We start from the raw sequence: 24540 nt of genomic DNA, 5'->3' as shown, positions 1-24540 counted from the left end.
GCCGGCGCAGTCAGGGAGACAGCGCCGCGTCGACCATGGCCACGGCCAGTCCCGTCAGCAACGCCAGAGCGGAAGCGATAAACCACCGTACGGTCTTGCGATATTCCTCCACCGCATCGTCCTCGATGCGCAGCGCGCGGAACAGCGCCACGATCTGCAGCGAGACTGCCGCCAGCAGCGAGATCGCGGCGAACACCGCGCGGACGTTCCAGTGGCCCGGGCTTTCGAAGCCCCAGAAGCGCCAGAACGCCAATGAAAAGCCCAGCAGCACCGTGATGGCGGTGATGATGCCCTGGCGGTAGCCGCTGGGCACCAGCGGTGGTACGGGCCCTGGTGGCGTAGCGGGTTCGGTGGGCGGTTCCATCGGGCGCCTCAGCCGCGGCCTTCGGGCAGTTGCACCGCGGCGAGGGTGGCGTCGTCAGTACCGATAACCCTGCTGACGTGCCCCTTGCCCGTGGTGTCTTCCAGCAGCAGCGCACTGCCCGCGGCAAGCGGCCGGCGCTCGCCATCGCTGGCTTCGAACTCCATCGCACCGGCCAGCACGAAGATCCACATGCGTATCGGCGACGGGTGCAGCGTGCCGACCCAGCCGGCCGGCACCAGCAGGAACCCCTGTCGCGCCGCATCGGCCAGCGGCGATACCCAGAAGGCCCGCGCGGGCGGGGCAAACAGCCTCTCCGTGATGGCCACGGAAACCGGGCCGAAGTGGGATTCGCCGTCGGCATCGGCATAGAGACGCTCGAAGGCCAGCGGCGGACGCTGGGTTGTGACGGTTTCGGCAGTGGCAGCCATGACACCCCCTGCGGCGCATTGCAAGTGCGGGTTGTTATCCACGCAGTCTAGGCTGCCATGCGGCGAGTGCAATACCAGGCCGGCGCACCGGGTGCTTCAATCAACCCTTGCTGAAGATGCTGTAGAAGTCGGGCGCGCCGCTGTCGGGCATGCTCAGGTCGAGCGAGCCTTCGATGTGCTCGAGGTGCTCGGCCATCAGTGCGCTGGCACGCGCGGCATCGCGCTGCTCGATGGCATCGATCAGCTGGCGGTGCTCGTGCTCGGCGCATGCGGGTGCGCCGGGGCGGTCGTACAGCGTGATGATCAGGCAGGTGAGCGAAACCATCTCGCGGATCAGTTTTTCCAGGATCGCATTGCCGGCCATCTCGGCCAGCAGGATATGGAATTCGCCGGACAGCCGGATCATCGCGGCGCGGTCGCCGCGGGCGCGAGCGTTGTCCTCTTCCATGGCATGGCGGCGCAGGCTGCGGACCTTGGCCGGCGTGGCGCCCAGCGCCAGCTCGGCGGCCAGCGCGGGCTCGACCACGCGGCGGGCCTGAAAGACCTCGCGCGCCTCGTCGACGGTGGGGCTCGACACGAAGGCGCCGCGGTTGGGCACCAGCGTCACCAGCTTTTCATGCGCGAGGCGGGCGAACACCTGCCGGATGCGGGCGCGGCTGGCGCCGGTGACTTCGCACAGGCGTTCTTCGACCAGCTTGGTGCCGGCCAGGAGGCGATGCTCCATGATCGCCGTCAGCAGGCCAAGGTAGATGGCCTCGGTGGCGGAGGCCTCGCCGGCGGCGGACTCGTTGCCGGCCGGTTCCTCCGGGGTGGCTGGGGGGACGGGCCTGGGTGCGGCTTTCGGTGCCGCTTTGGATGCGGGCCGGCGCGGCGCTTTTGCCGCGGCGCCGGGCGCCGCGTTCTTCGATGTGGTTGCCATATCAGGGTACGGACAGTCGGGCTGTCGCCGGAAGTGGCGACGAAACACGGCTATATCGTACACAAATATGGCGACGCGGACGTTCCTGGTCAGGCCGTCGCGGCTTCCTTCACCGGGTTGGCAACGGCAGCGCCAGCCGTCGCGGGGCGGAACGGATGCGCCTGCGCCCAGTGCCGCGCGATGTCGACACGGCGGCAGATCCACACCTTGTCATGGCCCTGCACATAGTCGAGGAAGCGCTGCAGCGCGCGGAAGCGGCCGGGGCGGCCGAGCAGCCGGCAGTGCATGCCGATCGACAGCATCTTGGGGCTGTCCTGTCCTGCGGGATCGCCTTCCTCGTAGAGGACGTCGAACGAATCCTTCAGGTACTGGAAGAACTGCTCGCCGGTGTTGAAACCTTGTGGCGTGGCAAAGCGCATGTCGTTCGAGTCCAGCGTGTACGGCACCACCAGGTGCGGCTTCTTCTCGCCGCCGGTGACTTCCACCTCGGTCCAGAAGGGCAGGTCGTCGCCGTAGTAGTCGGAGTCGTACAGCAAGCCGCCGTGCTCGACCACCAGCCGGCGCGTGTTGGGGCTGTCGCGCCCGGTGTACCAGCCAAGCGGCAGCTCGCCGGTCAGCTCCTTGATGATCTGCATGCCGATGCGCATGTGCTCGCGCTCGGTGGCCTCGTCGATGTTCTGGTAGTGGATCCAGCGCCAGCCGTGGCAGGCGATCTCGTGGCCCAGCTCGACGAACGCTCGCGTCAGCTCCGGATGGCGCTGCAGCGCCATCGACACCCCGAAGATGGTCAGCGGCAGGCCGCGCTTCTCGAACTCTCGCAGGATGCGCCAGACGCCCGCGCGCGAGCCGTATTCATAGATGCCCTCCATGCTCATGTGGCGGTCGGGATAGGCTGCGGCGCCGACGATCTCGGAGAGGAACTGCTCGGAGGCGGCGTCGCCGTGCAGCACGCAGTTCTCGCCGCCTTCTTCGTAGTTGAGGACGAACTGCACGGCGATGCGCGCGCCGCCCGGCCAGCGCGCGTGGGGAGGCTGGGCACCGTAGCCGGTCAGGTCGCGGGGATAACGTGTCTGGAGCATGTTGCGCGATAAGGTAAGAGGTTCTGGAAACGTCAGTTCAGCGCATACGGCGCCAGCATGCCGGCATACGCCTTGGGCAGCGGCCGCGCCCAGTCGCCGCGCTTGCTGGTGGCCAGCCGCACCGAGACCATCGCCTCGGCCAGCTTGACCGCGCACGTCACGCCGTCGATCACCGGCGCGCCGATGGCGTCGGCGATTTCGTCGCACAGGTCGGTCATGCCGGCGCAGCCGAGCACGATGCATTCGCTGCGGTCTTCCACCAGCGCGCGGCGGCAGGCCTCGGTGATGATGCGGCGCGCGTCCGAGCCGGGGCGCTCCAGGTCGAGCACCGGCAGGTCGCAGGCGCGCACGTTGCTGCAGAAGCGCTTCATGCCATAGCGCTCGGCCAGGTGCCAGGCGATATTGCAGGTGCGCGCCAGTGTGGTCACCACGCTGAAGCTGCTGCCGACCATGCTGGCCATGTGCATCGCCGCCTCGGCGATGCCGATCACCGGGCCGCGCGCCACCTCGCGCGCCGCGTACAGGCCGGGGTCGCCGAAGCAGGCGATGACGTAGCCGTCCACGCCTTCCTGTTCGCCGGCAAGGATCTCGTCGAGGATGCCGGGCACCGACAGCGCCTCGTCATAGTGGCTCTCGATCGAGGCCGGGCCCATGCGCGGGCTGACCGCGCTGATGCGCGTGCCCTGCTCGGCCACGGCGCGGGCGCACTGGCCGATCTTCTCGGTCATGCTTTCGGTGGTATTGGGGTTGATGATCTTCAGCTTCATGGGACGCGGCTCTGGGATGGATGCTGTCGAAGGAGTGATGTCGTTTCAAGCCTGGCTGGAGGCAGCGGCGGGCGCGGCCAGGTGGCCCGGCATCATGCGCGGTGCCAGCTGGCGGTACAGCACCAGCGCGATGCCCATGCCGATGAACCAGCTGTAGTTGGCCGCAGCCTGCCAGGCCGGCACCACCACGCACAGGATCGGGATGATGGCCGCGGGGATCATGGTGGCCACCGCCGCCGGGTTGAAGCCGTTGCGGTACCAGTAGCGGCCGCGCGGGTTCAGCGTGTACAGGTCATCGACTTCCACGTGCTGGCGCCGCACCAGGTAGTAGTCGGCGATCAGGATGCCGAACAGCGGGCCGATGAAGGCGCCCAGCACATCCAGCGTGTAGTGGATCACGGCCGGGTTGTTGTACAGGTTCCAGGGCGTGATGAAGATCGAGGCCACCGCGGCGATCATGCCGCCCGTGCGCCAGCTGATGTGCTTGGGCGACACATTGGAGAAATCGAACGCCGGCGATACGAAGTTGGCGACGATGTTGATGCCGATGGTCGCGGTCATGAAGGTGAAGGCGCCCAGCAGCATGGCGAAGGTGCTGTCGATATGGCTCACCGTCTCAACCGGGTCGGTGATCAGCTTGCCGAACACCGGCAGCGTAGCCGAGGTGGTGATCACGGTCAGCAGCGAGAAGCCCAGGAAGTTGACCGGCAGGCCCCAGAAGTTGCCGCGCTTGACCGACTTGAAATCCTTGGCATAGCGCGAGAAGTCGCCGAAGTTCAGCATCGGGCCGGAGAAATACGACACCACCAGTGCGATCGCGCTCAGCATCACCGGCACCGCTTCCCAGCCGGTGTACTTGACGAAGCTCAGCGTGAAGTTGACGTTTTCCCAGCCGGCCTTGTTCACCAGCCAGATCGCCAGCGCGATCATTACCACGTACACCGCCGGGCCGGCCCAGTCGATGAACTTGCGGATGGTCTCCATGCCGGTCCAGAAGACCAGCGCCTGCAGCACCCACAGCACCATGAACGCGGCCCAGCCCAGCGTCGACAGCCCGGCGAAGCCGTGCAGCTTGACGTCGGCATATGGCGCCAGCGATGGGAAGAAGTGCAGCGCCAGCACCAGGAAGGCGCTGGACGCAAGGTAGGTCTGGATGCCGTACCACGCCACCGCGATCAGTCCGCGGATGATGGCCGGGATATTCGCGCCGAGCACGCCGAACGAGGCCCGGCAGATCACCGGGTAGGGCGTACCGGTCACCTGGCTGGGCTTGGCCACCAGGTTGCAGAAAAACTGCACGATCACGATCCCGACCAGCAGCGATACCAGCACCTGCCAGCTGGTCAGCCCAAGCGCGAACAGGCTGCCGGCGGTGATGTAGCCGCCCACGCTGTGCACGTCGGACATCCAGAAGGCGAAGATGTTGTAGGTTCCCCAGGTCTGCTTGCGCAGCGGCGCCAGGTCCTCGTTGGTCAGCCGCTCGTCGTAGGTGGGCTTGATCAGGGCATTGCCGTGTGCGGCATGCCCCGCCTGCTGCGCGCCGGCGGTCGCATCTGGCGTTACGGTCGTTTGCATCATCTGAGTCTCCTGGCAGATGGTTGTCTTGACGATAGGCGAACGTGCGGCTGTCTGGCTCTTTCGTGCGCCATGGGATTGCTTGCTGTGCTGTCTACTAAATTGTCTACAAAATCTGTTTGGTGTGTAGACGATGTTGTAGATCACGGTTTGGTGATTGTCAACATTCGTTTTCCCGAAAGAGCGAGGCGGGTAGACATGCTGGCGGGTAGGCAGAGGGAAGCTGCAATATGCGGAACAGGGCACATGAATGCCGTCCCGGCGAGGGGCGCCTTGCCGCAGATAAAAGACACGTGGCAGGGGAAGCCGCGGCCGCCCTATTGGATCGGGCGCCGTGCATGGCAAGGTAAGATCCCGACCCGATCACCTGCGCGCCGTTGAACCTGGCGGCCAGTTGCGGCAGCACGGCATCTAGCCAGCCTCGGGCAATGGCAGTTTGTCGTTGGCGAAGTGCCCAGCACTACCGCTACCGGTTATCCGTCCCCAAGGTTCAGAAGGACGAGGCGAAGGGTACGGTGACGAGGCTGGACAGCGCCTTGCATGCGGCCATGACGAGAGCGCTTGCTCAAGTGAGCAGCGAAGTCGCTCGCGATGTAGGCCCGCCGCAGGACAAGCCCTTGTGCCCCGTCCCCGACACGGTCAAGGACGACGACCGCGATGCCTACTAAAGCTACGGCGCGGGCCACTACGCCTATGAAATCGTGAGGGATATGCCAGTCTGGGTTGGCCGCCAATGCTTTATCGGGCGCCTGATCGACTGGTTCGGCGGCTATTCACGCAAGGATGGTCTGTTCGCGCAACTCTGGGTGCGCAACCTGAAGGGCGATGCTGAGCAGACGTATGCCGTCCACGGCTTGCGCACCGCCATCGCAGGCGGGATCAAGATATCGGTAGGCAAGGTCGAAGGCGACAACGGCATGTAGCCTGCCTCGCGGCCGCCCAACAAGTAGTTGCTCGTCCACTTCGTTATTGTCCGCAGGAGCCTGCCATGTCCGCCTCGACTTTCGTTCGTGCCCGGATCGATCAGCAAATCAAGGAAGAGGCCGCGGCCGTGCTGGAAGCAATGGGTTTGACCGTTTCCGACGCCGTCCGCATGCTGTTGACCCGCATCGCGCTGGAGCAGGCTTTGCCTTCGGGGCTGATAACTCCGAACCCTGCAACCATTGCCGCGCTGAAAGAAGCGCGGGCCGGCGGCCTGCGCAAATTCGGGTCCGTGGCGGCGTTGATGGCGGATCTCAACGATGAGGATGAATGAACTGACGAGCCAGTTCAGACGAGACTACAAACGCGAATTGAAAGGCCCATACCGGTCGGCGTTGCAGGGCCAGAAAAACGAACTTTCCGCCACCATCGAATTGCTGGCGCGCGACGAGGCCTTGCCTGCACGATGCCGCGACCACGGCCTGGTCGGCGCGCCGCGCGCCTGCCTCAAGCATAGCGTGCGGCCGCCCGGGGACGGGCGGCACAGTGCCATCCGCGGGACTGGCCCCTATTCTCCCGGAACCGGAACCGGAACCGGAACCGGAACCGGAACCGCGGCGCGCGTAGCCACGCCATTGGCGCCGGCCGGCAGCGCGGGGAATTCCATCTCGGCATAGCGCACGAAGCGGGTCTTGCGCACGATGCGGTAGCCCGCCCAGATCGCGAGGAAGATCGGGATGCCGATATAGGTGGCGGCCACGCCGACCCAGTCGATCCTGCCGCTGGTGAAGGCCTGGTAGTTCTGGCCCAGCGTGACGATCAGGCACAGTGCGAAGGCGAAGATCGGTCCGTAGGGAAAGAATGGCGAACGGTAGGGCAGGCGCGACAGGTCATGGCCCTGCGCGACGAAGCCCTTGCGGAAGCGGTAGTGGCTGACCGCGATGCCCAGCCACGCGATGAAGCCGGTCATGCCCGACAGGTTAAGCAGCCACAGGTACACGGACTTGCTTTCGAACAGCGAGGTGAGGAAGCACAGCGCGCCCACCGCGGTGGTCGCCAGCAGCGCCAGCAGCGGCACGCCGTTGCGCGTCAGCCGCGCGAAGATGCGCGGCGCGCGCCCCTCGGTGGCGAGGTTGTACAGCATCCGGGTCGAGGCGTACATGCCGGAATTGCCGGCCGACAGCACCGCGGTCAGGATCACTGCATTCATCACGCCGGCGGCAAAGGCCAGGCCGGCATGGCGGAACACCAGCGTGAACGGGCTCACGCCCACGGTCTGCACGTCGCTCTTGAGCAGGCTGGGGTCGGTGTAGGGGATCAGGATGCCGATGATCAGGATCGCCAGCACATAGAACAGCAGGATGCGCCAGAACACCTGCCGCACCGCGCGCGGGATGTTCTTCGCCGGGTCGGCCGATTCGCCGGCGGCCACGCCGATCAGCTCGGTGCCCTGGAACGAGAAGCCGGCGATCATGGCCACGCCGATCAGCGCCGGCAGCCCGCCGACGAAGGGCGCATCGCCAAGGGTCAGGTTGGCCAGGCCGTTCGCGGCCGGCATGTCGCCGCGCAGGATGCCGAAGATCATCAGCGTGCCGATGCCGATGAAGGCGATCACCGTCACCACCTTGACCAGCGCGCACCAGTACTCGGCCTCGCCGAAGCCGCGCACCGAGATGGCATTGAGCGCGAACATCAGCCCGAGGAACAGCGCGCTCCACAGCACGCCTGGCGTGTCGGGGAACCAGTACAGCATCACCAGCTGCGCCGCGGCCAGTTCCACCGCGATGGTCACCGCCCAGTTGTACCAGTAGTTCCAGCCCAGCGCGAAGCCGAAGCCTTCGTCGACATAGCGCGCGCCGTAGGTGGCGAACGATCCCGATACCGGCATGTACGCGGCCAGTTCGCCCAGGCTGGTCATCAGGAAATACACCATCGCGCCGATCAGGATGTAGGCGGCCAGCGCGCCGCCGGGCCCGGCCTGCGCGATGGTGGCGCCCGACGCCACGAACAGCCCGGTGCCGATCGAGCCGCCGATGGCGATCATGGTGAGATGGCGGGCGCGCAGCGTGCGGCGCAGCGTTGGCGCTGGCGCGCCGGAAATGGAAGGTTGGCTGGACATCGGGACTTGGGTCGGGACGCGCAAAAGCGCGCAACTATGCCGGGGATCGGCCGCGGAGGCAACGCGGCCGGAGGTTCCGCCGGGGCGGCCTACCGGCCGGTATATACAACTGGCTACGCGGCGGGATCATAAGAGAAAACGCAGTGCAGGAAAAGCCGCAAACTTGACGCCACCCAACGCAAGTCATGCCGCAGCGCACAAGCCATGTAGGACAACGACCCCGCCTGGAAAGGAATGGCACCGCTGCCGTCACCTGTTGCCGCGGTGTATTGTCGTGATAGCGGGGTCTGGCACGCCACATGCGGTCTGTATGGAGTTGACTGCAGCGCGCGTCCCGGCCCGGCGCCTTTCCGGCGCAGGGAGCTCCATGGATGTTCCAGACTTTCTTCTGCCACTATCCGTCCGATACCTGCCGCCAGCGGCCGCAACCGCTGGCAGCGCTGCCGCTGGCGATCACGCTGACGCTGGCGCTGGCCATGGGGCTGACCGGTTGCGCAAGCCTGCCGGCATCGGCCCAGCGCCCGCCGTCCAGCGCGCCGGCCGCCACCGCCACTGCCGCGGACACGCCGCTGGGCAAGGCGCTGGCCCCGCGCCTGGCGCAGCGCCCGGGCGAGTCGCTGTTCTACCCGCTCTCGTCAGGCCCCGATGCGCTGGCCGCGCGCCTGGCGCTGGCCCGCGCGGCGCAGCGCAGCCTTGACCTGCAGACCTACATCCTCGAGCCGACCGGTACCGGCGCCGCGGTGCTGGGCGATATCATCGACGCTGCCGACCGTGGCGTGCGCGTGCGCATGCTGCTCGACGACCTGCGCACCGGCGGCGAGGTAGACAAGGTCCTGTCGGCGGTCGATTCGCATCCCAATATCGAAGTGCGCCTGTTCAACCCGTTCGCCAACCGCAGCCTGCGCTGGCTGGAAATGCTGGCGGACTTCAGCCGGCTGGACCGGCGCATGCATAACAAGTCGATGACGGTGGACAACCAGATGTCGGTGGTGGGCGGGCGCAATATCGGCGATGCCTACTTCTCCGCGCGCACCGACATGGATTTCAGCGACCTCGACGTGCTGATCGCCGGCCCGGCCGTGCCGCAGGTATCCGCGGTCTTTGACGAATACTGGAATGACGAGTCTTCCTACCCGGTGGTGGCGCTGATCCCCGAGGGCAAGGAGGCGCCAGTGGAAATGCGCAACCTGCGCAAGCGCCTCGAGGCGCGCGGCGACCAGGCCAAGGCCAGCCAGTACGTGCAGGAACTGCTCGACTCGGGCCTGGCCAAGGGCATCGAAAGCGGCCGCATGCCGGCCTACACCGGCAAGGCTACGGTGGTCTCCGACAAGGCCGCCAAGATCACCCACCAGACCCATGACGATCCCGGCCATGCCACCGCCCGGCTGGAGAAGATGATCAGCGGCGCGCAGAAGGAAGTCCTGCTGATCTCCCCATACTTCGTCCCCGACGATGACGGCGAAGCCTGGCTGATCGCGATCGCAAAGCGTGGCATCCGCGTGCGCATCCTGACCAATTCCTTCTCGGCCACCGACGTCAGCGCCGTGCACGCGGGCTATGCCCCGCACCGCGAGGCACTGGTGGCCGCCGGCATCGAGCTGTACGAACTCAAGCCCAGCGCCTATGCCGAGCTGGCGCAGCGCGGCAAGGCCGCCAAGGGTTCGCGCTCGCGCTCCTGGCTGTCGTCCAGCCGCGCCAGCCTGCACGCCAAGAACTACATCGTCGACCGGCGCCTGGTGTTCATCGGCTCCCTCAACATGGATCCGCGCTCGGCCAAATTGAACACCGAGATGGGCATCGTGCTCGACAGCCCGGCGCTGGCCGAGCGCATGATCAAGACCACCGAGGACGGCCTGCTCGACATGGCCTACCGCGTCGGCGTGCGCACCGATGCCGACGGCAACAACGCGCGGCTGACGTGGACCACGCGCGAGAACAGTCAGCTCACCACCTACGACAGCGAGCCCGGCATGGGCGCACTGCAGCATCTGGGCATCGGTGTACTGCGTGTGCTCCCGATCAAGAAAGAGTTGTAAACATCGCTGCACGGCGCCGACGCGCCTTTCCTGAACCATCGTTTGCGGTTATGGTTTTTCGCTTCATTGCACCGTGCCGTCCCGGCACGCCCGCCGCAAAGGAGCGTTATGAAAGCCGCCGTCCTGCATCAACCCAAGACCCCGCTCGTGATCGAAGATGTTGCCATCGGCAAGCCCGGCCCGCGCGAAGTGCTGGTGCGCACCGCTGCCGTGGGCGTGTGCCACTCTGACCTGCATTTCCTGGACGGCGCCTATCCCTACCCGATGCCGGCCATCCTGGGGCACGAGGCCGCCGGCGTGGTCGAGCAGGTTGGCGCCGAGGTGCGCACGGTCAGGCCCGGCGACCACGTCATCACCTGCCTGTCGGCGTACTGCGGCCATTGCGAGCATTGCCTGACGGGGCACCTGTCGCTGTGCATCGAGCCCGACACCCGCCGCCGCGAGGGCGAGGAGCCGCGGCTTATGGCGCGGCAGGGCGGACCCATGAACCAGTTCCTGAACCTGTCGGCCTTTGCCGAGCAGATGCTGATCCACGAGCACGCGCTGGTGGCGATCCGCCGCGACATGCCGCTGGACCGCGCCGCGCTGATCGGCTGCGCCGTCACCACGGGCATGGGCGCGGTCATCCATACCGCCAGGGTGCAGCCGGGCGAGAGCGTGGCCGTGATCGGCTGCGGCGGCATCGGCCTGGCCACGGTCAACAGTGCCGCGATTGCCGGCGCCGGCCGCATCATCGCGATCGACCGGGTGCCGGCCAAGCTGGAACTGGCGCGCAAGTTCGGCGCCACCGACGTGATCGATGCCGGCAATGCCGACGTGCTCGACGCCGTGCGCGGGCTGACCAGCGGCGGCGTGCATCACGCCTTCGAGGCCATCGGCCTGAAGCAGACCACCGAGCAGGCCTTTGCCATGCTGCGCCGCGGCGGCACCGCCACCGTGATCGGCATGATCGCGCCGGGCGTCAAGATCGAACTGAAGGGCAGCGACTTCCTCGGTGAGAAGCGCATCCAGGGCTCGCTGATGGGCTCGAACCGCTTCCCGGTCGACATGCCGCGCATGGTCGATTTCTACATGGCCGGCCGGCTGCACCTGGACCAGCTGATCGCGCAGCGCCTGCCGCTGGAGCGCATCAACGATGCCTTTGACGAACTGCGCCGGGGCGAACTGGCGCGAGCGGTGATCCTGTTCGAGTAAGAGTTAAGTAAGCGATCGCCTCAGGGTTGCGCGGGACCGCTGCCGAGCGCTGCTTGCATCGACCGGTGCCATTGTCCACACTGTGGGACAATGCCGCTCTCCCACCGCAGCCGCCCCCAACCCTATCCCAGCTTCCCCCCGCATGAAGACCATCGACTGGAAAGACTGGGAAATCTTCTGCCGCGTGGTGGAAGGCGGCGGCTTCACACAAGGCGCCGAACTCGCGCAAGTGCCCAAAGCCTCCGCCAGCGCCGCCGTGGCGCGGTTGGGCCAGCCGCAGCGTTCGCCGTGGATGGCTCAGTAGGGCTGGTTCGCGGGCCGGACCTCGAAGCGCAACTGCTCGGCCAGGTCCAGCATCTCTTCATCATCCTCGCTACGCGTGATCCAGCCGGCGTAGGCGTCGCCGCCGGTATCCCAGTTCCACAGCGTATAGCCGGCCACGCGCAACTGGTTGTGCGCCAGCTCCATCAGCTCGGGCACGCTGGTGCTTTCCAGGAACGACTCTTCCTCGGGCTCGTCCGTGCCCCAGTCGATTTCCAGGTCGATGCGCTCGCACAGCTGGTTCAGGCAGCCGATAAAGGACTGGCAGTCCTTCCAGTCGACAAAGAAGCCGGATTGCCAGTCGATGACTTCGCGCACCACCCACAGCAGCTCGCCGCCGTCGGTGTCGTCGTCCTCGGCGTCAAGCAGCGCGTCTTCGAACATCGACAGCTGCGCCGCCGTCTGCGCGCTGTCGTCGAGGTTGATCAGGGCGAAGAAACGCGCGATCGCGTCCTGCGTGTCGTCGTCCAGTGGTGTGGCCATGCGGGATCTCCTGTGGTGCCGTGCGGCTTGGTCATGCCGCGATTAGTGCCGCGACCTATGCCGCGATGCGCATGATCTCGCGTTGGCCCGCCGGTGTCACGCGCAACGCGCGCGAATTGCGCGTAGTCTCGACCCAGCCGCGCTCCAGCAGGCTGCCCAGCAGCGCCGCGCCCAGCGCACCGCCGAGGTGGGGTTTGCGCTCGCTCCAGTCCGGGCAGGTGCAGGCGAACTGGCGCCGCTTGCGCCGCGCTGCAGCAATGTCGATGCCCAGTCCCGCCAGCGCCTGCGCGCCGTCGCCGCTCAGCTCCACGCGCTGCGCGTCCAGCACCAGCCAGCCGCTATGCGTCATCCGCTCGAACAACCCCACCGCCAGTTCGCCGGCCAGGTGGTCGTAGCAGGTACGCGCCTGCCGCAGCGCCGGCGGCGCGGTGCGCGACACGGGCACGTCGCGCAGCCGCGGCGGCCGGCTGGCCAGCGACGCCGACGCCAGCGCCTCGATCGCCACGCCAATCTCCGGCGCCGCCAGCCGGTAATACCGGTTGCGCCCGCGCGTCTCCACCGCCAGCATCCCGCCCTCGGTCAACCGCGCCAGGTGCCCGCTGGTGGACGACGCCGACAGGCCGGCGATCAGCGCCAGCTCGCCCGCGGGCCGCGCGCTGCCATCCATCAGCGCCCATAGCATGGCGGCGCGGCCGGGGTCGGCGAGCAGGCCGGCCAGCTGGCTGATACCGGGGGTGTAATCCATGGTTCGGCTCCGGGTGAAGGGTGCAAGGCGGAGTATATGGCCGAACTCGGGGGCCATTACGTGCGAGATAGCTTCATCGCGCGCACGTAGTCCTGCGCCGGTCGATCACTCCCACAAATCTGTGGACAGGGTTAGGCGATCCAGGCGGACCAGCGGAGTGTTGCCGATTGCGTCGACGATGGATTCAAGGACTTTGCTCATAGTGCCTTCCTGCAGCGGAAAGCAGATGTGTCTTGAATGGCAAGTTGTCTCTGGTGGCGAAGATTGGACAATCGTGAGGGTTTCTAGGAGCGGGCAGACTTAATCCTTTTCAAGGTGAGTAGTCGCCGTTAGAGCGATGGCAGCCTAAGTGCGGCGCGATGGTCGCTCCTTCGAGGTCAAGCCACTCTACGCCAGGTGGGAGCGCACCATCAGCGGCCGAGAATGGCCGAACTTGGGCTCACGTCAAGGCGGTGCTGGCGCAGCGCTTACTCTGCTCCGAGATTAGCCGCGTGTTCTGAGGCTTTCCGCACAAACGTCATCAATCTTTGGGATGAAGCGGCTCATGCTTGTTACTAGTCTGAAACATCCGAAGCAGGCCCTAGACAGGAGACAATATGACTACGGCAGCCACTCCCACAGGTTCCGTGCTGGCGCAACGATTCAAGCAACGCTTGAAGCCATTCATGCCGGCGTGGCTGCTGAAATTCCGCCGCGACGGTGTGATACGCAGGGAAAGCTCATTGTACGAAGGCAAGTCGCTGGGCGAAATCTTCACCCATGTGTACGAAACCGGCGCCTGGGGCGTGGCCGAGGACCAGTCGGGGTTCTATAGCGGCAGCAGTTCCCACGACCCGAAGATCGTCGAACCCTATGTCGAGGCGGTGACTGCGTACCTGACGGCAATGCCGGAGCGGCCGTCCGTCGTCGACATGGGCTGCGGCGACTTCAATGTCGGCAAACGCCTGCGCGCCGTGTGCGGACGCTATATCGGCTGCGACGTGGTGGACGCGGCGATCCAGTCGAACCGCACGAGGTTCGCCGATCTTGACGTCGACTTCCGCTGCGTCGACATCACGACCGACCTGCTGCCTCCTGGCGACATCGTGTTCCTGCGCCAGGTGCTGGACCATCTGGACAATGCGCGCATCGCCACCGTGCTGTCGAAGCTGGGGCCGTACAAGGTCCTGATCCTGACCGAGTACCTGCCACAAAGCGCAAACTTCACGCCCAATCTCGACAAGACGATCGGCTCGCACCTGCGCCTGTTCGGGGCGCAACCGAGCGGGCTCGTGCTGACCGCGCCGCCGTTCAATCTGAAGGTGCTGTCCGCGCGGATTCTCTGCGAAGTTCCCGACAGCGGTGGTGTCATCCGCACCATCGCGTACAGATTGCCGGGACGCTGAGTCCTGTCGATCGGGAGCCGTCTCGGCAATTGCACGGGAGACGGCCTCGAACACCACGCGCGGCGCTTCGTGCGCTACCAACAGCGCTTCGGCGCGCAGTTTGTCGCCAGCGGGCCGGCGTGGTCGCTCGACGCCAAGGGCGCGGCCGAGCCGACGCGCGTGCCCGATGGCGTGGCGGCGCGCTGCGTCAATGACGAGGAACGGCTCGCGCGCCGTTTCGAGATGAGCTGCGATGCGTCGTTCTGGCGCGAGGCCGGGGTGGAGGCGGGCTTCGAGTCGGTGCCGCTGCACGGCTACGTGCATCTCTTCCACCTGGAATGGCACCGCAACCTGCGGGTGCATGTGCAGCACCTGACCGAATACCGCTACCAGCCAGAGTTGCGCGACAAGCTGGTGCTGCCCGACCACCACCGCGACCTGATCGATATCCTGACCTCGCACATGGACGTGCTGGTGCCGGACTTCGTGGCCGGCAAGTCGGGCGGCACCACCATCCTGTGCCAGGGCGCGCCGGGACTGGGCAAGACGCTGACCGCCGAGATCTATGCCGAAGTCGTAGGCAAGCCGCTGTACCGGGTCCATTCGGGACAGCTCGGCACCACGGCGGCGTCGGCCGGCGCCAGCCTGGGCGGCATCCTGCAGCGCGCCATGCGCTGGAACGCGATCCTGCTGCTGGACGAGGCCGACGTCTGTATCCGCTGCCGGGACAAAGACCTCGAGCACAACGCCATCGTCGCCGAGTTCCTGCGCACGCTGGAGTACTTCAACGGCCTGCTGTTCATGACCACCAACCGCATCGGCGAGGTCGACGATGCCATCCTGTCGCGCTGCATCGCCACCATCCACTACGAAACGCCGGGCAAGGTCGATGCGCGGCGCCTGTGGCGGCTGCAGGCGGCGCAGTTCGGCGCCGAGCTGGGCGACGGGCTGGTCGAGGCGCTGCTGCGGGCCTATCCGAAGGCCAGCGGGCGCGATATCAAGGAGCTGCTCAAGCTGGCCACCCGCTATGCCCGCGCGCGGGAGGTGCCGCTGAACGAGGACGTGTTCAGGCTTTGCGGGCAATTCCGGGGACTGAACTGAAGCGCATGCCGTGAAGCGCGGGCCAGCGGTATCATGGCGCATCTGCCAACGCCGCTGACGCGCCCCATGAGCCTCGATCCTGCCGAACTGCAGGCTGTACGGCCCTACCTGCTGCGCTTTGCGCGCCTGCAGCTGCGCGATGAGGGGCTGGCGGAAGACGCCGTGTCGGAAACGCTGCTGGCCGCGCTGGAGCACCCGGAGCGCTTTGGCGGCCAGTCCTCGCTGCGCACCTACCTGGTCGGCATCCTCAAGCACAAGCTGATCGACAGCCTGCGCAGCGGCCGGCGCGAGGTGCGGCTGGCGCTGGTGGCGCCGGAGGACGGCGAGGTGCCGTCCGAACAGGAGGCGCTGGATGCGCTGTTCACGCGCAACGGCCACTACCAGGACCCGCCTTCCGACTGGGGCGACCCCGAGCGCGCCTTCGAGCGCCGCGAGTTCTTCGAGATCCTGCAGTTGTGCGTCGACCGGCTGCCGCCGCGGCTGGGCCGGCTGTTCATGATGCGGGAATGGCTGGAGCTGGATACCGAAGAAATCTGTCAGGTCTTGCAGATCAGCGCGACCAATGCATGGGCCATGCTGTACCGGGCCCGCATGCGGCTGCGCGCGTGCCTGGAACTGCACTGGTTCGGGCGCCGCGACGCAACCGGCAAGGGGTGATCGGCCTCCTGCGAACGATCTCGTCCACATAACCCTCGGCAACCACCATGCCCGACCGCCCCGCCCGCCGCCTGCTGCCGGACTGCGAAGAGGTTCACCACCTGACCATGAAGGGCCTGGACCAGCCCTTGTCATGGGTGGAACGGCTGCGCATGCGCAGCCACCTGGCGATCTGCGAAGCCTGCACCGTGTTCAGCGCGCAGATGCGGACCATGCGGGAGGCGATGCGGCGGATGGGGCGGGAGGATTGAGGCCACTGCTCGCAATCAGGTGCGCGAGGTGCTGAACGCAAGCCAACGTCTCTCGCAAACGCTCCCCTCCCCCGCGAAGTGGGAGAGGGGAGCAAACCGGCGGCAATCACGCACGCGCACCTTCGCCGTAGGGATCGAAACCACCCACGCGGCTGCCTTCGCTGTACGGGTCGAAGCTGCGCGCCGGGGCTGCCGATACGCCGCCGCGGTCCAGGCCGGCCACCGTGCGGGCGCCGTCCACGTACGGATCGGGCTTGCCGGCGCGGGCGCCATCGGTGAAGGCATCGTGCGAACGGAACTCATAACCGTACTTGTCGCCAGGCAGCGTGGCGGCGGCCAGCGTGCGCGCACCATCGGTGAAGACGTCGTGCGAGCGGAACTCGTAACCATACTTGTCGCCGGGCAGCGGTTCGGCTGCGCTAGCGGCGTGCGCGGCGCCGAGGGCGGCCAGCGACAGGAACAGGGCGGAAGCGAAACGGGCGGTCTTGGTCATGATTTTCTCCAGTATTATTCGTTGAATTTGGCAGAACGTCTTGCTGTGTGTGCGTGCCGTTCATGTAACGAACTATAGGAGTCTTGGTCGGGCATAAGCGGGGAGCAGTATGGACAAATCGTTCAAATAAATTGAAATAGATGCCGGCTGGCGCGCCGCGTTACGTCATGACGCAAATGTAATCGGCTCGCCGCGTGAACACTGCCCGGCCTCGGTTAAACTTGCGGCTCACTGCCATTCCCGACATGCAACGCCTGCTTCTCATCGTCCTCGCGCTGATCCTGCCGCTCCAGTTCGCCTGGGCGGGAGCGGCCGCCTATTGCCGGCACGAGGTGGCAGCGGCGGCCAAGGCGCACCTGGGGCATCACGAGCACCAGCACCAGCAGAAAGGCGAGGCCGGCCAGCCCGCAACCAAGGCCGACGCTGATGTCGACAAGCTGGGCATCGCCGATCCCGACTGCGGCGTCTGCCATGTCGCCTCGGTCCCGTTCGCACGGGCCGACGGGCCGCGCGTGCAGGCCAGCCAGCGCGTTGAACTGGCGCAGGCCCCGCGGCAGGCCGGCTTCTCCTCCCACAGCGCCAGGGCGCCCGACCGCCCGCAGTGGCCCCGTCTCGCTTAGCCGGCGAGACGACGCTACCCGCTTCCCTGACTTCTTCCTGATTCGCTGAACTCAGGCGTCTCGCCGAATTCCCGGTTTCTTTCCTGGTGCAATTCGATGCGAAGACTTTTGCTGCCGCTGGGGCTGGCGGCCGTACTGACCAGCCCGCTTGCCGGCGTCGCCCAGACGCCACCATCCGCCATCCAACCCTCGCCGTACGCCGCCAGTGCGGACGGCGCGGGCGTACGCGAGCCATCCGGCACGCTGACGCTGGACGCCGCGCTGGCGCTGGCCGAAGCCGGCAGCTTCGCGCTGTCCGCCGCCGGCAAGGAGCTGGATGCCACCGAGGGCGACCTGACGCAGGCGCGCGTGATCCCCAATCCCGAGCTGGCAGTGTCGATGGAAGACACGCGCCGCGCCACGCGCTCGACCACCGGCCAGTTCAACGTGCCGATCGAACTCGGTGGCAAGCGCGCCGCCCGCATCGGCGTGGCCGAGCGCGGCCGCGAGCTGGCGCAGGCGGAGCTGGGCGGCGTGCGCGCCGAACTCCGCGCCGCGGTGATCGCGCGCTTCTTCGGCGTGCTGGTGGCGCAGGAGCGCGTCAAGCTGGCCGAGGGCTCGGTCGGCATCGCCAGCCGCGCGGCGCAGGCTGCCTCGCGCCGAGTCGCCGCCGGCAAGGTGGCGCCGCTGGAAGCGACGCGCGCACAGGTCGAGCAGGCCAACGCCGAGCTGGAATTGGCCGAGGCCACCGGCGCGCTGCAGTCCGCACGGCAGTTGCTGGCCGCGCTGTGGGGCAATGCCGCGCCGCGCTTCGCGCAGGCACAGGGCGACCTCGACGCGTTGCCGTCGCGCCCCGCGCCCGCCGCGCTGGAAACGGCGCTGGAAGATTCGCCGTTGCTGGCCGCGAGCCGGCTCTCCGCCGAACGCAGCCGCGCCGAAGCCGCGGTGGCGCGCAGCCGCCAGTACCCCGACGTCACCGTCAGCCTCGGCGCCAAGCGCGACAACGAGGCCAACCGCAACATGGCCGTGCTGGGCGTGGCGATCCCGCTGCCGCTGTTCGACCGCAACCAGGGCAACCTGTACGCGGCGCTGCGCCGGGCCGACCGCGCGCAGGACGTGCATGCCGCCAACCGCATCCGGCTGGCCAATGAATTGCAGCAGGCGTCGACGCAGCTGTCGGTGTCGCGCGCCGCGGCCCAGACGCTGCAGGGTTCGGTGCTGCCGGCGGCGGAGCAGGCGTATGCCGCCGCTTCGCGCGGGTTCGCGGCCGGAAAATTCAATTTCCTCGACGTGCTGGACGCCCAGCGCACCCTGTTCCAGGCGCGCATCCGCTACCTGGACGTGCTGGCCCGCACCTATGACGCGGCCGCCAGCATCGATCGCATCCTCGGACACTGATACGGAAGGCTCCAGGCATGGCAATAAGCAAGCAACAACGGGCCGCGGTGGTGGCCATTCTGGTCGCGGGGCTGCTGGGCGGCGCGGCGATCCTGTTCACGGGCAAGGGCGGCGGGTCGGGCGAGGCCGGGCATGAGCATGGCGAGCACGCTGAAAAGGGCGAGCATGCCGACCATGACGACGGCCACGCGCACGACAAGCCGGCGAGTACGCAGGCCGACGCCCCCGCTGCCGCCGCTGCGCCGGCGCAGGCCGCGGACCAGCCCCATGTCATCAAGCTGACGCCGGAGCAGGTGCAGCAGGCCGGCATCGGTATCGCCACGGCAGGCCCCGCGCCGTTGCGCGGCAGCATCGATTTCCCCGGCGAAATCCGCTTCAACGACGACCGCACCGCGCACGTGGTGCCGCGCGTCGCGGGCGTGGCGCAGGCGGTGCCGGCCAACCTGGGCGAGCAGGTCGCCAAGGGCCAGGTTCTGGCAGTAATCGCCAGCACGGCACTCGCCGAGCAGCGCAGCGAACTGCTCGCGGCGCAGCGGCGCGAGGCGCTGGCGCGCGCCACCTACGCGCGCGAAAAGACGCTGTGGCAGGAGAAGATCTCTGCCGGGCAGGACTACCAGCAGGCCCGCGCCGCGCTGGAAGAAGCGCAGATCGCGGTGCAGAATGCCAGGCAGAAGCTGGTCGCGATCGGCGCATCGGAAAGCGCCGGCAAGGATCGAGTGGACGGCAAGGGCGGCAGCCTGAACCAGTTCGCGCTGCGCGCCCCGTTCGACGGCATCATCGTCGAGAAGCACCTGTCGCTGGGCGAAGCCGTCAAGGAAGACGCCAGCGTCTTCACCATCTCGGACCTGAGTTCGGTCTGGGCCGAGTTCGTGGTCTCGGCGCGCGACCTCGACCAGGTGCGCGTGGGCGAGACCGTCAGGATCCGTTCCACCGCCTCGGAGACGCAGGCCGAGGGCAAGGTCTCCTACGTCGGCGCGCTGCTCGGCGAACAGACCCGTACCGCCAAGGCCCGCGTGACGCTGTCAAATCCGGGCATGGCGTGGCGGCCCGGGCTGTTCGTCACCGTCAGCGTGCTCGGCGCCGCGACGCAGGTGCCGGTTACGGTGGAAGCCGATGCCGTGCAGCAGGTCGATGGCCGCAGTGCCGTGTTCGTCGCGGTGCCGGGCGGGTTCGCCATGCAGGCGGTCAAGACCGGCCGCAGCGGCGGCAAGCTGGTCGAGATCACCGAAGGCCTGCAGGCCGGCGCGCGCTACGCCGCGGCCAACAGCTTCATCCTCAAGTCCGAGCTGGGCAAGGCCAGCGCCGGGCATGAGCACTGAGCGGGAGGCGCCATGTTCGAACGCCTGATCCGCTTTGCCATCGAGCAGCGCTGGCTGGTGCTGCTGGCCGTGCTCGGCATGGCCGCGCTGGGCCTGTACAACTACACCCGGCTGCCGATCGACGCCGTGCCTGACATCACCAACGTCCAGGTGCAGATCAACACCGCCGCGCCCGGCTATTCGCCACTGGAGACCGAGCAGCGCATCACCTACCCGGTCGAGACAGTGATGGCGGGCCTGCCGGGGCTGGAGCAGACCCGCTCGCTGTCGCGCTACGGGCTGTCACAGGTCACGGTGATCTTCCGCGAAGGCACCGATATCCATTTCGCGCGGCAGCTGGTCAACCAGCGCATCCAGGAAGCGCGCGACAAGCTTCCACCCGGCATCACGCCGGCGATGGGCCCGATCTCGACCGGCCTCGGCGAGATCTACCTGTGGACCGTCGAAGCCGAGCCCGGCGCGCGCAAGCCCGACGGCACGCCCTACACGCTGCCCGACCTGCGCGAGATCCAGGACTGGGTGATCCGTGCGCAGCTGCGCAACGTGCCTGGCGTGGCCGAGGTCAATGCCATCGGCGGCCATGCGCGCGCCTACGTGGTGGCGCCAAGCCTGGAGCGGATGGCGTCGTACGGGCTGTCGCTCGCCGACGTGGTCACGGCGCTGGAGAAGAACAACGACAACGTCGGCGCCGGCTACATCGAGCGGCGCGGCGAGCAATACCTGGTGCGCGTGCCGGGCCAGGTGCGCTCGCTCGACGATATCCGCGACGTCATCGTCGGCACCGCGCAGGGCCAGCCGATCCGCGTGCGCGATTTGGCCAGCGTGCAGACCGGCGGCGAGCTTCGTACCGGCGCCGCCACCGAGGATGGCCGCGAGGTGGTGCTGGGCACGGTCTTCATGCTGATCGGCGAGAACAGCCGCACGGTGTCGCAGGCCGTAGACCGCAAGATGGCGGAGATCAACCGCACGCTGCCGGCCGGCGTGAAGGCGATCACCGTGTACGACCGCACCAAGCTGGTCGACAAGGCCATCGCCACGGTGAAGAAGAACCTGCTGGAAGGCGCCGTGCTGGTGATCGCCATCCTGTTCCTGTTCCTCGGCAACCTGCGCGCGGCGCTGATCACCGCGCTGGTGATCCCGCTGTCGATGCTGTTCACCTTTACCGGCATGGTCCACACGCGCACCAGCGCCAACCTGATGAGCCTGGGGGCGCTGGACTTCGGCATCATCGTCGATGGCGCGGTGGTGATCGTCGAGAACTGCGTGCGGCGCCTGGCGCATGCGCAGCAACGGCATGGCCGCGCGCTGACGCGCACCGAGCACCTGCACGAGGTCTTCGGCGCCGCGCGCGAGGCACGCCGGCCGCTGCTGTACGGCCAGCTCATCATCATGGTGGTGTACCTGCCGATCTTTGCGCTGACCGGTGTCGAGGGCAAGATGTTCCACCCGATGGCGATCACGGTGGTGCTGGCGCTGCTGGGCGCGATGGTGCTGTCGGTAACCTTCGTTCCCGCCGCGGTAGCGCTGGCGATCGGCAATCGCGTGGCCGAGCGCGAGAACCGGCTGATGGCGTGGGCGCGGCGCCGCTATGCCGTGCTGCTGGACCGCTCGCTGTCGGCGACGCCGGTGGTGCTGGCGCTGGCCGGCGTGGCGGTGGCGCTGTCGCTGGCGATCGCCACGCGCCTGGGCAGCGAGTTCGTGCCCAGCCTCAACGAGGGTGACCTCGCCATCCAGGCGCTGCGCATTCCCGGCACCAGCCTGACGCAATCGGTGGCGATGCAGCAGCAGGTCGAGACCACGCTGAAAGCGAAATTCCCCGAGATCGAACGCGTGTTCGCGCGCACCGGCACCGCCGAGATCGCCTCCGACCCGATGCCGCCGAATATCTCGGACGGCTACATCATGCTCAGGCCGCAGTCCGAATGGCCCGCGCCGCGCCGCACGCGCGACGAACTGATCGCCGCGATCCGCGCGGAGGTCGGCAAGCTGCCCGGCAACAACTACGAGTTCTCGCAGCCGATCCAGCTGCGCTTCAACGAGCTGATCTCGGGCGTGCGCTCCGACGTTGCGGTCAAGGTGTTCGGTGACGACAACGCCGTGCTGGAAGACACCGCCAACCGCATCGCCGCGGTGCTGCAGGGCATTGCGGGCGCGGCCGAGGTCAAGGTCGAGCAGACCACCGGGCTGCCGATGCTGAGCGTCAATATCGACCGCGACAAGGCCGCGCGCTACGGGCTCAACCTGAGCGATATCCAGGAAGCGGTGGCGATCGGCATCGGCGGCAAGGTGTCAGGGACGTTCTTCAGCGGCGACCGCCGCTTCGACATCGTGGTGCGCCTGCCCGATGCCGTCCGCGAAGACATGGACGCGCTGCGGCGCCTGCCGGTGGCGCTGCCGAAGGACACCGTGGCGGGCGCGCGCACCAGCTATATCCCGCTCAGCGAAGTCGCCACCGTGGAGATCGCGCCGGGCCCCAACCAGGTCTCGCGCGAGAACGGCAAGCGCCGCATCGTGGTCAGCGCCAACGTGCGCGGGCGCGATATCGGCAGCTTCGTGCCCGAGGCGGAGGCCGCCATCCGCGATCGCGTGCGCATCCCCGCCGGCTACTGGACCAGCTGGAGCGGCACCTTCGAGCAGCTGCAGTCCGCCACGGCGCGCCTGCGCGTAGTGGTGCCGCTGGCACTGGGGCTGGTGTTCGTGCTGCTGTTCGCCATGTTCGGCAACATCAAGGACGGGCTGCTGGTCTTCACCGGCATCCCGTTCGCGCTGACCGGCGGCATCCTCGCGCTGTGGCTGCGCGGCATCCCGCTGTCGATCTCGGCCGCGGTGGGCTTTATCGCGCTGTGCGGCGTGGCGGTGCTGAACGGGCTGGTGATGCTGTCGTTTATCCGTTCGCTGCGCGAGGAGGGCGTGGGGCTCGACCAGGCGATCCGCGACGGCGCGCTGACGCGGCTGCGGCCCGTGCTGATGACCGCGCTGGTGGCGTCGCTGGGTTTCGTGCCGATGGCGCTGGCCACCGGCACGGGCGCCGAAGTGCAGCGTCCGCTGGCCACGGTGGTGATCGGCGGCATCCTGTCGTCGACGGCGCTGACGCTGCTGGTGTTGCCGGTGCTGTACCGGCTGGCGCACAGGAAAGATGAGCCGGTGACTGCGGACCGCCAGGCCGGCAATCCATCTTTCACGTCGCCGTGAAGCGTTTGCCGTGCCCAGGCGGCAAACTGGCAGCATATTTCAGCCCCCGTGTGCCGCCATGCTGCCTGCCGCCGAATCCCATGCCAACGATGCCAACCATGCGCTCGACCCGCTAAGCGCCGTCACGCACCCCGATCCCTATCCCTACTACCGCGAACTGGCGACGCACCGGCCGTTCTTCCGCGACCAGCGGCTCGGCCTGTGGGTTGCGGCGGGCGCACGCGAAGTGGCGACGGTGCTGTCCCACCCCGACTGCCGCGTGCGTCCGCCAGCGCAGCCGGTGCCGCCCGCACTGGCTGGTACCGCCGCCGGGGATCTGTTCGGCCGGCTGATCCGCATGAACGACGGCGCCGCGCATGCGCCGTTGAAGGACCTGCTGATGCCACTGCTTGCCGCCATCGATCCGGCGGCAGCTGCACGCCGTGCGGCAGCGCTGGCTGAGCTGATGGACGCCGGCACGGCATGGTCCGCGGAACGCATCAATGGCGTCCTGTCGACGCTGCCGGTCGTGACGCTTGCTGACCTGCTCGGCCTGCCCGTCGCGGTGGATCGAGCCACGGCAGCGGCCGTGGCCGCCCACGTCGCAGCATTTGCCGCCGCACAGTCACCGCTTGCCGATGCGAACGCCGTGCAAGCCGGAGCGGTCGCCGCACAATGGCTCGGCAACTGGCTCGCCAATGCCGTACCGGCAGCAGGCCCGTTGCCGTCGCTGCAGCAGGCTGCCTGTGCGGCGGGCATCGATGCGCAAGCGGTGGCCGCCAACACCATCGGCCTGCTGGTGCAGGCCTGCGAAGCCACCGCCGCGCTGGCAGGCAATTCGCTGCTGCATCTCGGCCGTGGCAAGGCGTTGCCCGGAATATCACCGGACCAACTGGTCACAGAGGTGGCGGTGTCGGATCCCCCGGTGCAAAACACGCGCCGCTTCCTCGCCGCCGATGCAACCCTGTGCGGCCATGACGTCAAGGCCGGCGATGTGGTGCTGGTGCTGCTCGCCGCAGCCTCCTGCGGCGGTATGGCGGATGGCGAGCGTCCGTGGACCTTCGGCCACGGACGCCACGCGTGCCCAGGCGACAGGCTGGCGCAGGCGCTCGCCGGCGCGACGGTGACGGCACTACTTGCACGCGGCGCCGCCCCGGCCGTACTGGCGCGCGCGTTCCGCTATCGTCCTTCCCTGAACGCCCGCATCCCGCATTTCTGCTGACCTCACCATTCAAA

Annotated in this window: 23 protein-coding genes and 2 pseudogenes; 15 read left to right on the top strand and 10 right to left on the bottom strand. The window is 67.6% G+C overall.

Translation table 11 applies throughout. The features are described from left to right. Positions 1 to 10: 10 nt before the first annotated feature. From IPF36_RS22230 to IPF36_RS22205, 6 genes are all read right to left on the bottom strand, one after another. Positions 11 to 364 carry a hypothetical protein gene (locus IPF36_RS22230; protein WP_135703305.1) on the bottom strand — a complete coding sequence of 118 codons (354 nt, stop codon included), beginning with the start codon at positions 362 to 364 and terminating at the stop codon, positions 11 to 13. An 8-nt stretch (positions 365 to 372) separates the two neighbouring features. After that, complete coding sequence (locus IPF36_RS22225; protein ID WP_195430294.1) at positions 373 to 792, bottom strand: cupin domain-containing protein; 420 nt, start codon at positions 790 to 792, stop codon at positions 373 to 375. A gap of 100 nt (positions 793 to 892) precedes the next feature. Next, the gene (locus tag IPF36_RS22220) at positions 893 to 1711 is read right to left on the bottom strand and encodes a GntR family transcriptional regulator (RefSeq protein WP_135703303.1); all 819 of its coding nucleotides are present in this window, start codon (positions 1709 to 1711) and stop codon (positions 893 to 895) included. Between the two features lie 89 nt (positions 1712 to 1800). Further along, on the bottom strand, positions 1801 to 2790 hold the full coding sequence (gene puuE / locus IPF36_RS22215; protein WP_135703302.1) for an allantoinase PuuE: 990 nt from the start codon (positions 2788 to 2790) through the stop codon (positions 1801 to 1803). Between the two features lie 32 nt (positions 2791 to 2822). After that, the gene (locus IPF36_RS22210; protein ID WP_029045211.1) at positions 2823 to 3557 is read right to left on the bottom strand and encodes an aspartate/glutamate racemase family protein; all 735 of its coding nucleotides are present in this window, start codon (positions 3555 to 3557) and stop codon (positions 2823 to 2825) included. Between the two features lie 45 nt (positions 3558 to 3602). Beyond that, complete coding sequence (locus IPF36_RS22205; protein ID WP_195430290.1) at positions 3603 to 5135, bottom strand: NCS1 family nucleobase:cation symporter-1; 1533 nt, start codon at positions 5133 to 5135, stop codon at positions 3603 to 3605. A 707-nt stretch (positions 5136 to 5842) separates the two neighbouring features. Between IPF36_RS22205 and IPF36_RS22200 the strand changes: the two genes are divergently transcribed. The 3 genes from IPF36_RS22200 (at position 5843) to IPF36_RS35125 (ending at position 6730) form a co-directional block, all read left to right on the top strand. Continuing rightward, a complete protein-coding gene (locus tag IPF36_RS22200) occupies positions 5843 to 6055 on the top strand; it encodes a hypothetical protein (protein ID WP_135703300.1) in 213 nt (70 codons plus the stop codon). A 65-nt stretch (positions 6056 to 6120) separates the two neighbouring features. After that, entirely contained in the window at positions 6121 to 6387 is a 267-nt protein-coding gene (locus tag IPF36_RS22195) for a type II toxin-antitoxin system RelB/DinJ family antitoxin (RefSeq protein ID WP_133095676.1), read from the top strand. Next, positions 6374 to 6730, top strand: coding sequence for a type II toxin-antitoxin system YafQ family toxin (locus tag IPF36_RS35125; protein WP_135703299.1), 357 nt, complete (start codon positions 6374 to 6376; stop codon positions 6728 to 6730). Before IPF36_RS22195 ends, IPF36_RS35125 begins: the two co-directional genes overlap by 14 nt. Here the strand turns inward: IPF36_RS35125 and IPF36_RS22185 are convergent. Continuing rightward, entirely contained in the window at positions 6622 to 8172 is a 1551-nt protein-coding gene (locus tag IPF36_RS22185; RefSeq protein WP_195430287.1) for an amino acid permease, read from the bottom strand. The two genes, IPF36_RS35125 and IPF36_RS22185, sit on opposite strands and share 109 nt — an antisense overlap. A 371-nt stretch (positions 8173 to 8543) precedes the next feature. Between IPF36_RS22185 and IPF36_RS22180 the strand changes: the two genes are divergently transcribed. The 3 genes and pseudogenes from IPF36_RS22180 to IPF36_RS22170 all read left to right on the top strand — a co-directional run. Next, positions 8544 to 10208, top strand: a complete 1665-nt coding sequence (locus IPF36_RS22180; RefSeq protein WP_135703297.1) for a phospholipase D family protein — start codon at positions 8544 to 8546, stop codon at positions 10206 to 10208. Between the two features lie 108 nt (positions 10209 to 10316). Beyond that, positions 10317 to 11402, top strand: a complete 1086-nt coding sequence (locus tag IPF36_RS22175) for a Zn-dependent alcohol dehydrogenase (protein ID WP_195430284.1) — start codon at positions 10317 to 10319, stop codon at positions 11400 to 11402. A gap of 142 nt (positions 11403 to 11544) precedes the next feature. After that, positions 11545 to 11670 (top strand): annotated as a pseudogene (locus IPF36_RS22170) (LysR family transcriptional regulator); the annotation flags it as partial. Positions 11671 to 11699: 29 nt separating this feature from the next. On the opposite strand, the gene IPF36_RS22165 reads toward IPF36_RS22170, so the two are convergent. Then, positions 11700 to 12206 (bottom strand): hypothetical protein, encoded by a 507-nt coding sequence (locus tag IPF36_RS22165; protein WP_135703295.1) that lies wholly within the window; start codon positions 12204 to 12206, stop codon positions 11700 to 11702. Between the two features lie 55 nt (positions 12207 to 12261). Continuing rightward, positions 12262 to 12951, bottom strand: coding sequence for a helix-turn-helix transcriptional regulator (locus IPF36_RS22160; protein WP_195430281.1), 690 nt, complete (start codon positions 12949 to 12951; stop codon positions 12262 to 12264). Positions 12952 to 13547: 596 nt separating this feature from the next. Here IPF36_RS22160 and IPF36_RS22155 point away from each other — a divergent pair. The 4 genes and pseudogenes from IPF36_RS22155 to IPF36_RS22140 all read left to right on the top strand — a co-directional run bounded on the left by IPF36_RS22155 (position 13548) and on the right by IPF36_RS22140 (position 16324). Continuing rightward, positions 13548 to 14336, top strand: a complete 789-nt coding sequence (locus IPF36_RS22155; protein WP_135703293.1) for a bifunctional 2-polyprenyl-6-hydroxyphenol methylase/3-demethylubiquinol 3-O-methyltransferase UbiG — start codon at positions 13548 to 13550, stop codon at positions 14334 to 14336. 48 nt (positions 14337 to 14384) lie between these two features. Beyond that, positions 14385 to 15416 (top strand): annotated as a pseudogene (locus IPF36_RS22150) (AAA family ATPase); the annotation flags it as partial. Between the two features lie 66 nt (positions 15417 to 15482). Further along, positions 15483 to 16073: a sigma-70 family RNA polymerase sigma factor gene (locus IPF36_RS22145; RefSeq protein ID WP_135703983.1), complete on the top strand. Its 591-nt coding sequence runs from the start codon at positions 15483 to 15485 to the stop codon at positions 16071 to 16073. A gap of 47 nt (positions 16074 to 16120) precedes the next feature. Next, positions 16121 to 16324 (top strand): zf-HC2 domain-containing protein, encoded by a 204-nt coding sequence (locus IPF36_RS22140; protein ID WP_133095642.1) that lies wholly within the window; start codon positions 16121 to 16123, stop codon positions 16322 to 16324. 106 nt (positions 16325 to 16430) lie between these two features. Here the strand turns inward: IPF36_RS22140 and IPF36_RS22135 are convergent, their stop codons facing one another. After that, on the bottom strand, positions 16431 to 16817 hold the full coding sequence (locus tag IPF36_RS22135; protein WP_135703292.1) for a hypothetical protein: 387 nt from the start codon (positions 16815 to 16817) through the stop codon (positions 16431 to 16433). A 245-nt stretch (positions 16818 to 17062) separates the two neighbouring features. Between IPF36_RS22135 and czcI the strand changes: the two genes are divergently transcribed. From czcI to IPF36_RS22110, 5 genes are all read left to right on the top strand, one after another. Further along, positions 17063 to 17437 carry a cation efflux protein, CzcI family gene (gene czcI / locus IPF36_RS22130; protein ID WP_133095644.1) on the top strand — a complete coding sequence of 125 codons (375 nt, stop codon included), beginning with the start codon at positions 17063 to 17065 and terminating at the stop codon, positions 17435 to 17437. A gap of 96 nt (positions 17438 to 17533) precedes the next feature. Next, positions 17534 to 18814 (top strand): TolC family protein, encoded by a 1281-nt coding sequence (locus IPF36_RS22125; RefSeq protein ID WP_195430278.1) that lies wholly within the window; start codon positions 17534 to 17536, stop codon positions 18812 to 18814. Positions 18815 to 18831: 17 nt separating this feature from the next. After that, positions 18832 to 20133, top strand: coding sequence for an efflux RND transporter periplasmic adaptor subunit (locus IPF36_RS22120; protein ID WP_195430275.1), 1302 nt, complete (start codon positions 18832 to 18834; stop codon positions 20131 to 20133). Positions 20134 to 20145: 12 nt separating this feature from the next. After that, positions 20146 to 23325 carry a CusA/CzcA family heavy metal efflux RND transporter gene (locus tag IPF36_RS22115; RefSeq protein ID WP_195430272.1) on the top strand — a complete coding sequence of 1060 codons (3180 nt, stop codon included), beginning with the start codon at positions 20146 to 20148 and terminating at the stop codon, positions 23323 to 23325. A gap of 58 nt (positions 23326 to 23383) precedes the next feature. After that, on the top strand, positions 23384 to 24526 hold the full coding sequence (locus IPF36_RS22110; RefSeq protein WP_135703288.1) for a cytochrome P450: 1143 nt from the start codon (positions 23384 to 23386) through the stop codon (positions 24524 to 24526). The last annotated feature ends 14 nt before the right edge of the window (positions 24527 to 24540 follow it).

The organism is Cupriavidus sp. IK-TO18, assembly GCF_015549295.1.
In the GTDB taxonomy this organism is placed as follows: Bacteria; Pseudomonadota; Gammaproteobacteria; order Burkholderiales; family Burkholderiaceae; genus Cupriavidus; species Cupriavidus oxalaticus_A.
Note: the sequence above shows the minus strand (reverse complement) of the source record. Positions and strands in the feature narration are given on the sequence as shown.

Excerpts from the sequence above, each read along its gene's own strand:
- puuE (WP_135703302.1), bottom strand. The coding sequence starts at position 2,790 with ATGCTCCAGACACGTTATCCCCGCGACCTGACCGGCTACGGTGCCCAG.
- IPF36_RS22200 (WP_135703300.1), top strand. The coding sequence starts at position 5,843 with ATGCCAGTCTGGGTTGGCCGCCAATGCTTTATCGGGCGCCTGATCGAC.
- czcI (WP_133095644.1), top strand. The coding sequence starts at position 17,063 with ATGCAACGCCTGCTTCTCATCGTCCTCGCGCTGATCCTGCCGCTCCAG.
- IPF36_RS22220 (WP_135703303.1), bottom strand. The coding sequence starts at position 1,711 with ATGGCAACCACATCGAAGAACGCGGCGCCCGGCGCCGCGGCAAAAGCG.
- IPF36_RS35125 (WP_135703299.1), top strand. The coding sequence starts at position 6,374 with ATGAGGATGAATGAACTGACGAGCCAGTTCAGACGAGACTACAAACGC.
- IPF36_RS22135 (WP_135703292.1), bottom strand. The coding sequence starts at position 16,817 with ATGACCAAGACCGCCCGTTTCGCTTCCGCCCTGTTCCTGTCGCTGGCC.
- IPF36_RS22175 (WP_195430284.1), top strand. The coding sequence starts at position 10,317 with ATGAAAGCCGCCGTCCTGCATCAACCCAAGACCCCGCTCGTGATCGAA.
- IPF36_RS22185 (WP_195430287.1), bottom strand. The coding sequence starts at position 8,172 with ATGTCCAGCCAACCTTCCATTTCCGGCGCGCCAGCGCCAACGCTGCGC.
- IPF36_RS22115 (WP_195430272.1), top strand. The coding sequence starts at position 20,146 with ATGTTCGAACGCCTGATCCGCTTTGCCATCGAGCAGCGCTGGCTGGTG.
- IPF36_RS22205 (WP_195430290.1), bottom strand. The coding sequence starts at position 5,135 with ATGATGCAAACGACCGTAACGCCAGATGCGACCGCCGGCGCGCAGCAG.
- IPF36_RS22230 (WP_135703305.1), bottom strand. The coding sequence starts at position 364 with ATGGAACCGCCCACCGAACCCGCTACGCCACCAGGGCCCGTACCACCG.
- IPF36_RS22125 (WP_195430278.1), top strand. The coding sequence starts at position 17,534 with ATGCGAAGACTTTTGCTGCCGCTGGGGCTGGCGGCCGTACTGACCAGC.
- IPF36_RS22225 (WP_195430294.1), bottom strand. The coding sequence starts at position 792 with ATGGCTGCCACTGCCGAAACCGTCACAACCCAGCGTCCGCCGCTGGCC.
- IPF36_RS22210 (WP_029045211.1), bottom strand. The coding sequence starts at position 3,557 with ATGAAGCTGAAGATCATCAACCCCAATACCACCGAAAGCATGACCGAG.
- IPF36_RS22195 (WP_133095676.1), top strand. The coding sequence starts at position 6,121 with ATGTCCGCCTCGACTTTCGTTCGTGCCCGGATCGATCAGCAAATCAAG.
- IPF36_RS22160 (WP_195430281.1), bottom strand. The coding sequence starts at position 12,951 with ATGGATTACACCCCCGGTATCAGCCAGCTGGCCGGCCTGCTCGCCGAC.
- IPF36_RS22145 (WP_135703983.1), top strand. The coding sequence starts at position 15,483 with ATGAGCCTCGATCCTGCCGAACTGCAGGCTGTACGGCCCTACCTGCTG.
- IPF36_RS22110 (WP_135703288.1), top strand. The coding sequence starts at position 23,384 with ATGCTGCCTGCCGCCGAATCCCATGCCAACGATGCCAACCATGCGCTC.
- IPF36_RS22140 (WP_133095642.1), top strand. The coding sequence starts at position 16,121 with ATGCCCGACCGCCCCGCCCGCCGCCTGCTGCCGGACTGCGAAGAGGTT.
- IPF36_RS22180 (WP_135703297.1), top strand. The coding sequence starts at position 8,544 with ATGTTCCAGACTTTCTTCTGCCACTATCCGTCCGATACCTGCCGCCAG.
- IPF36_RS22165 (WP_135703295.1), bottom strand. The coding sequence starts at position 12,206 with ATGGCCACACCACTGGACGACGACACGCAGGACGCGATCGCGCGTTTC.
- IPF36_RS22120 (WP_195430275.1), top strand. The coding sequence starts at position 18,832 with ATGGCAATAAGCAAGCAACAACGGGCCGCGGTGGTGGCCATTCTGGTC.
- IPF36_RS22155 (WP_135703293.1), top strand. The coding sequence starts at position 13,548 with ATGACTACGGCAGCCACTCCCACAGGTTCCGTGCTGGCGCAACGATTC.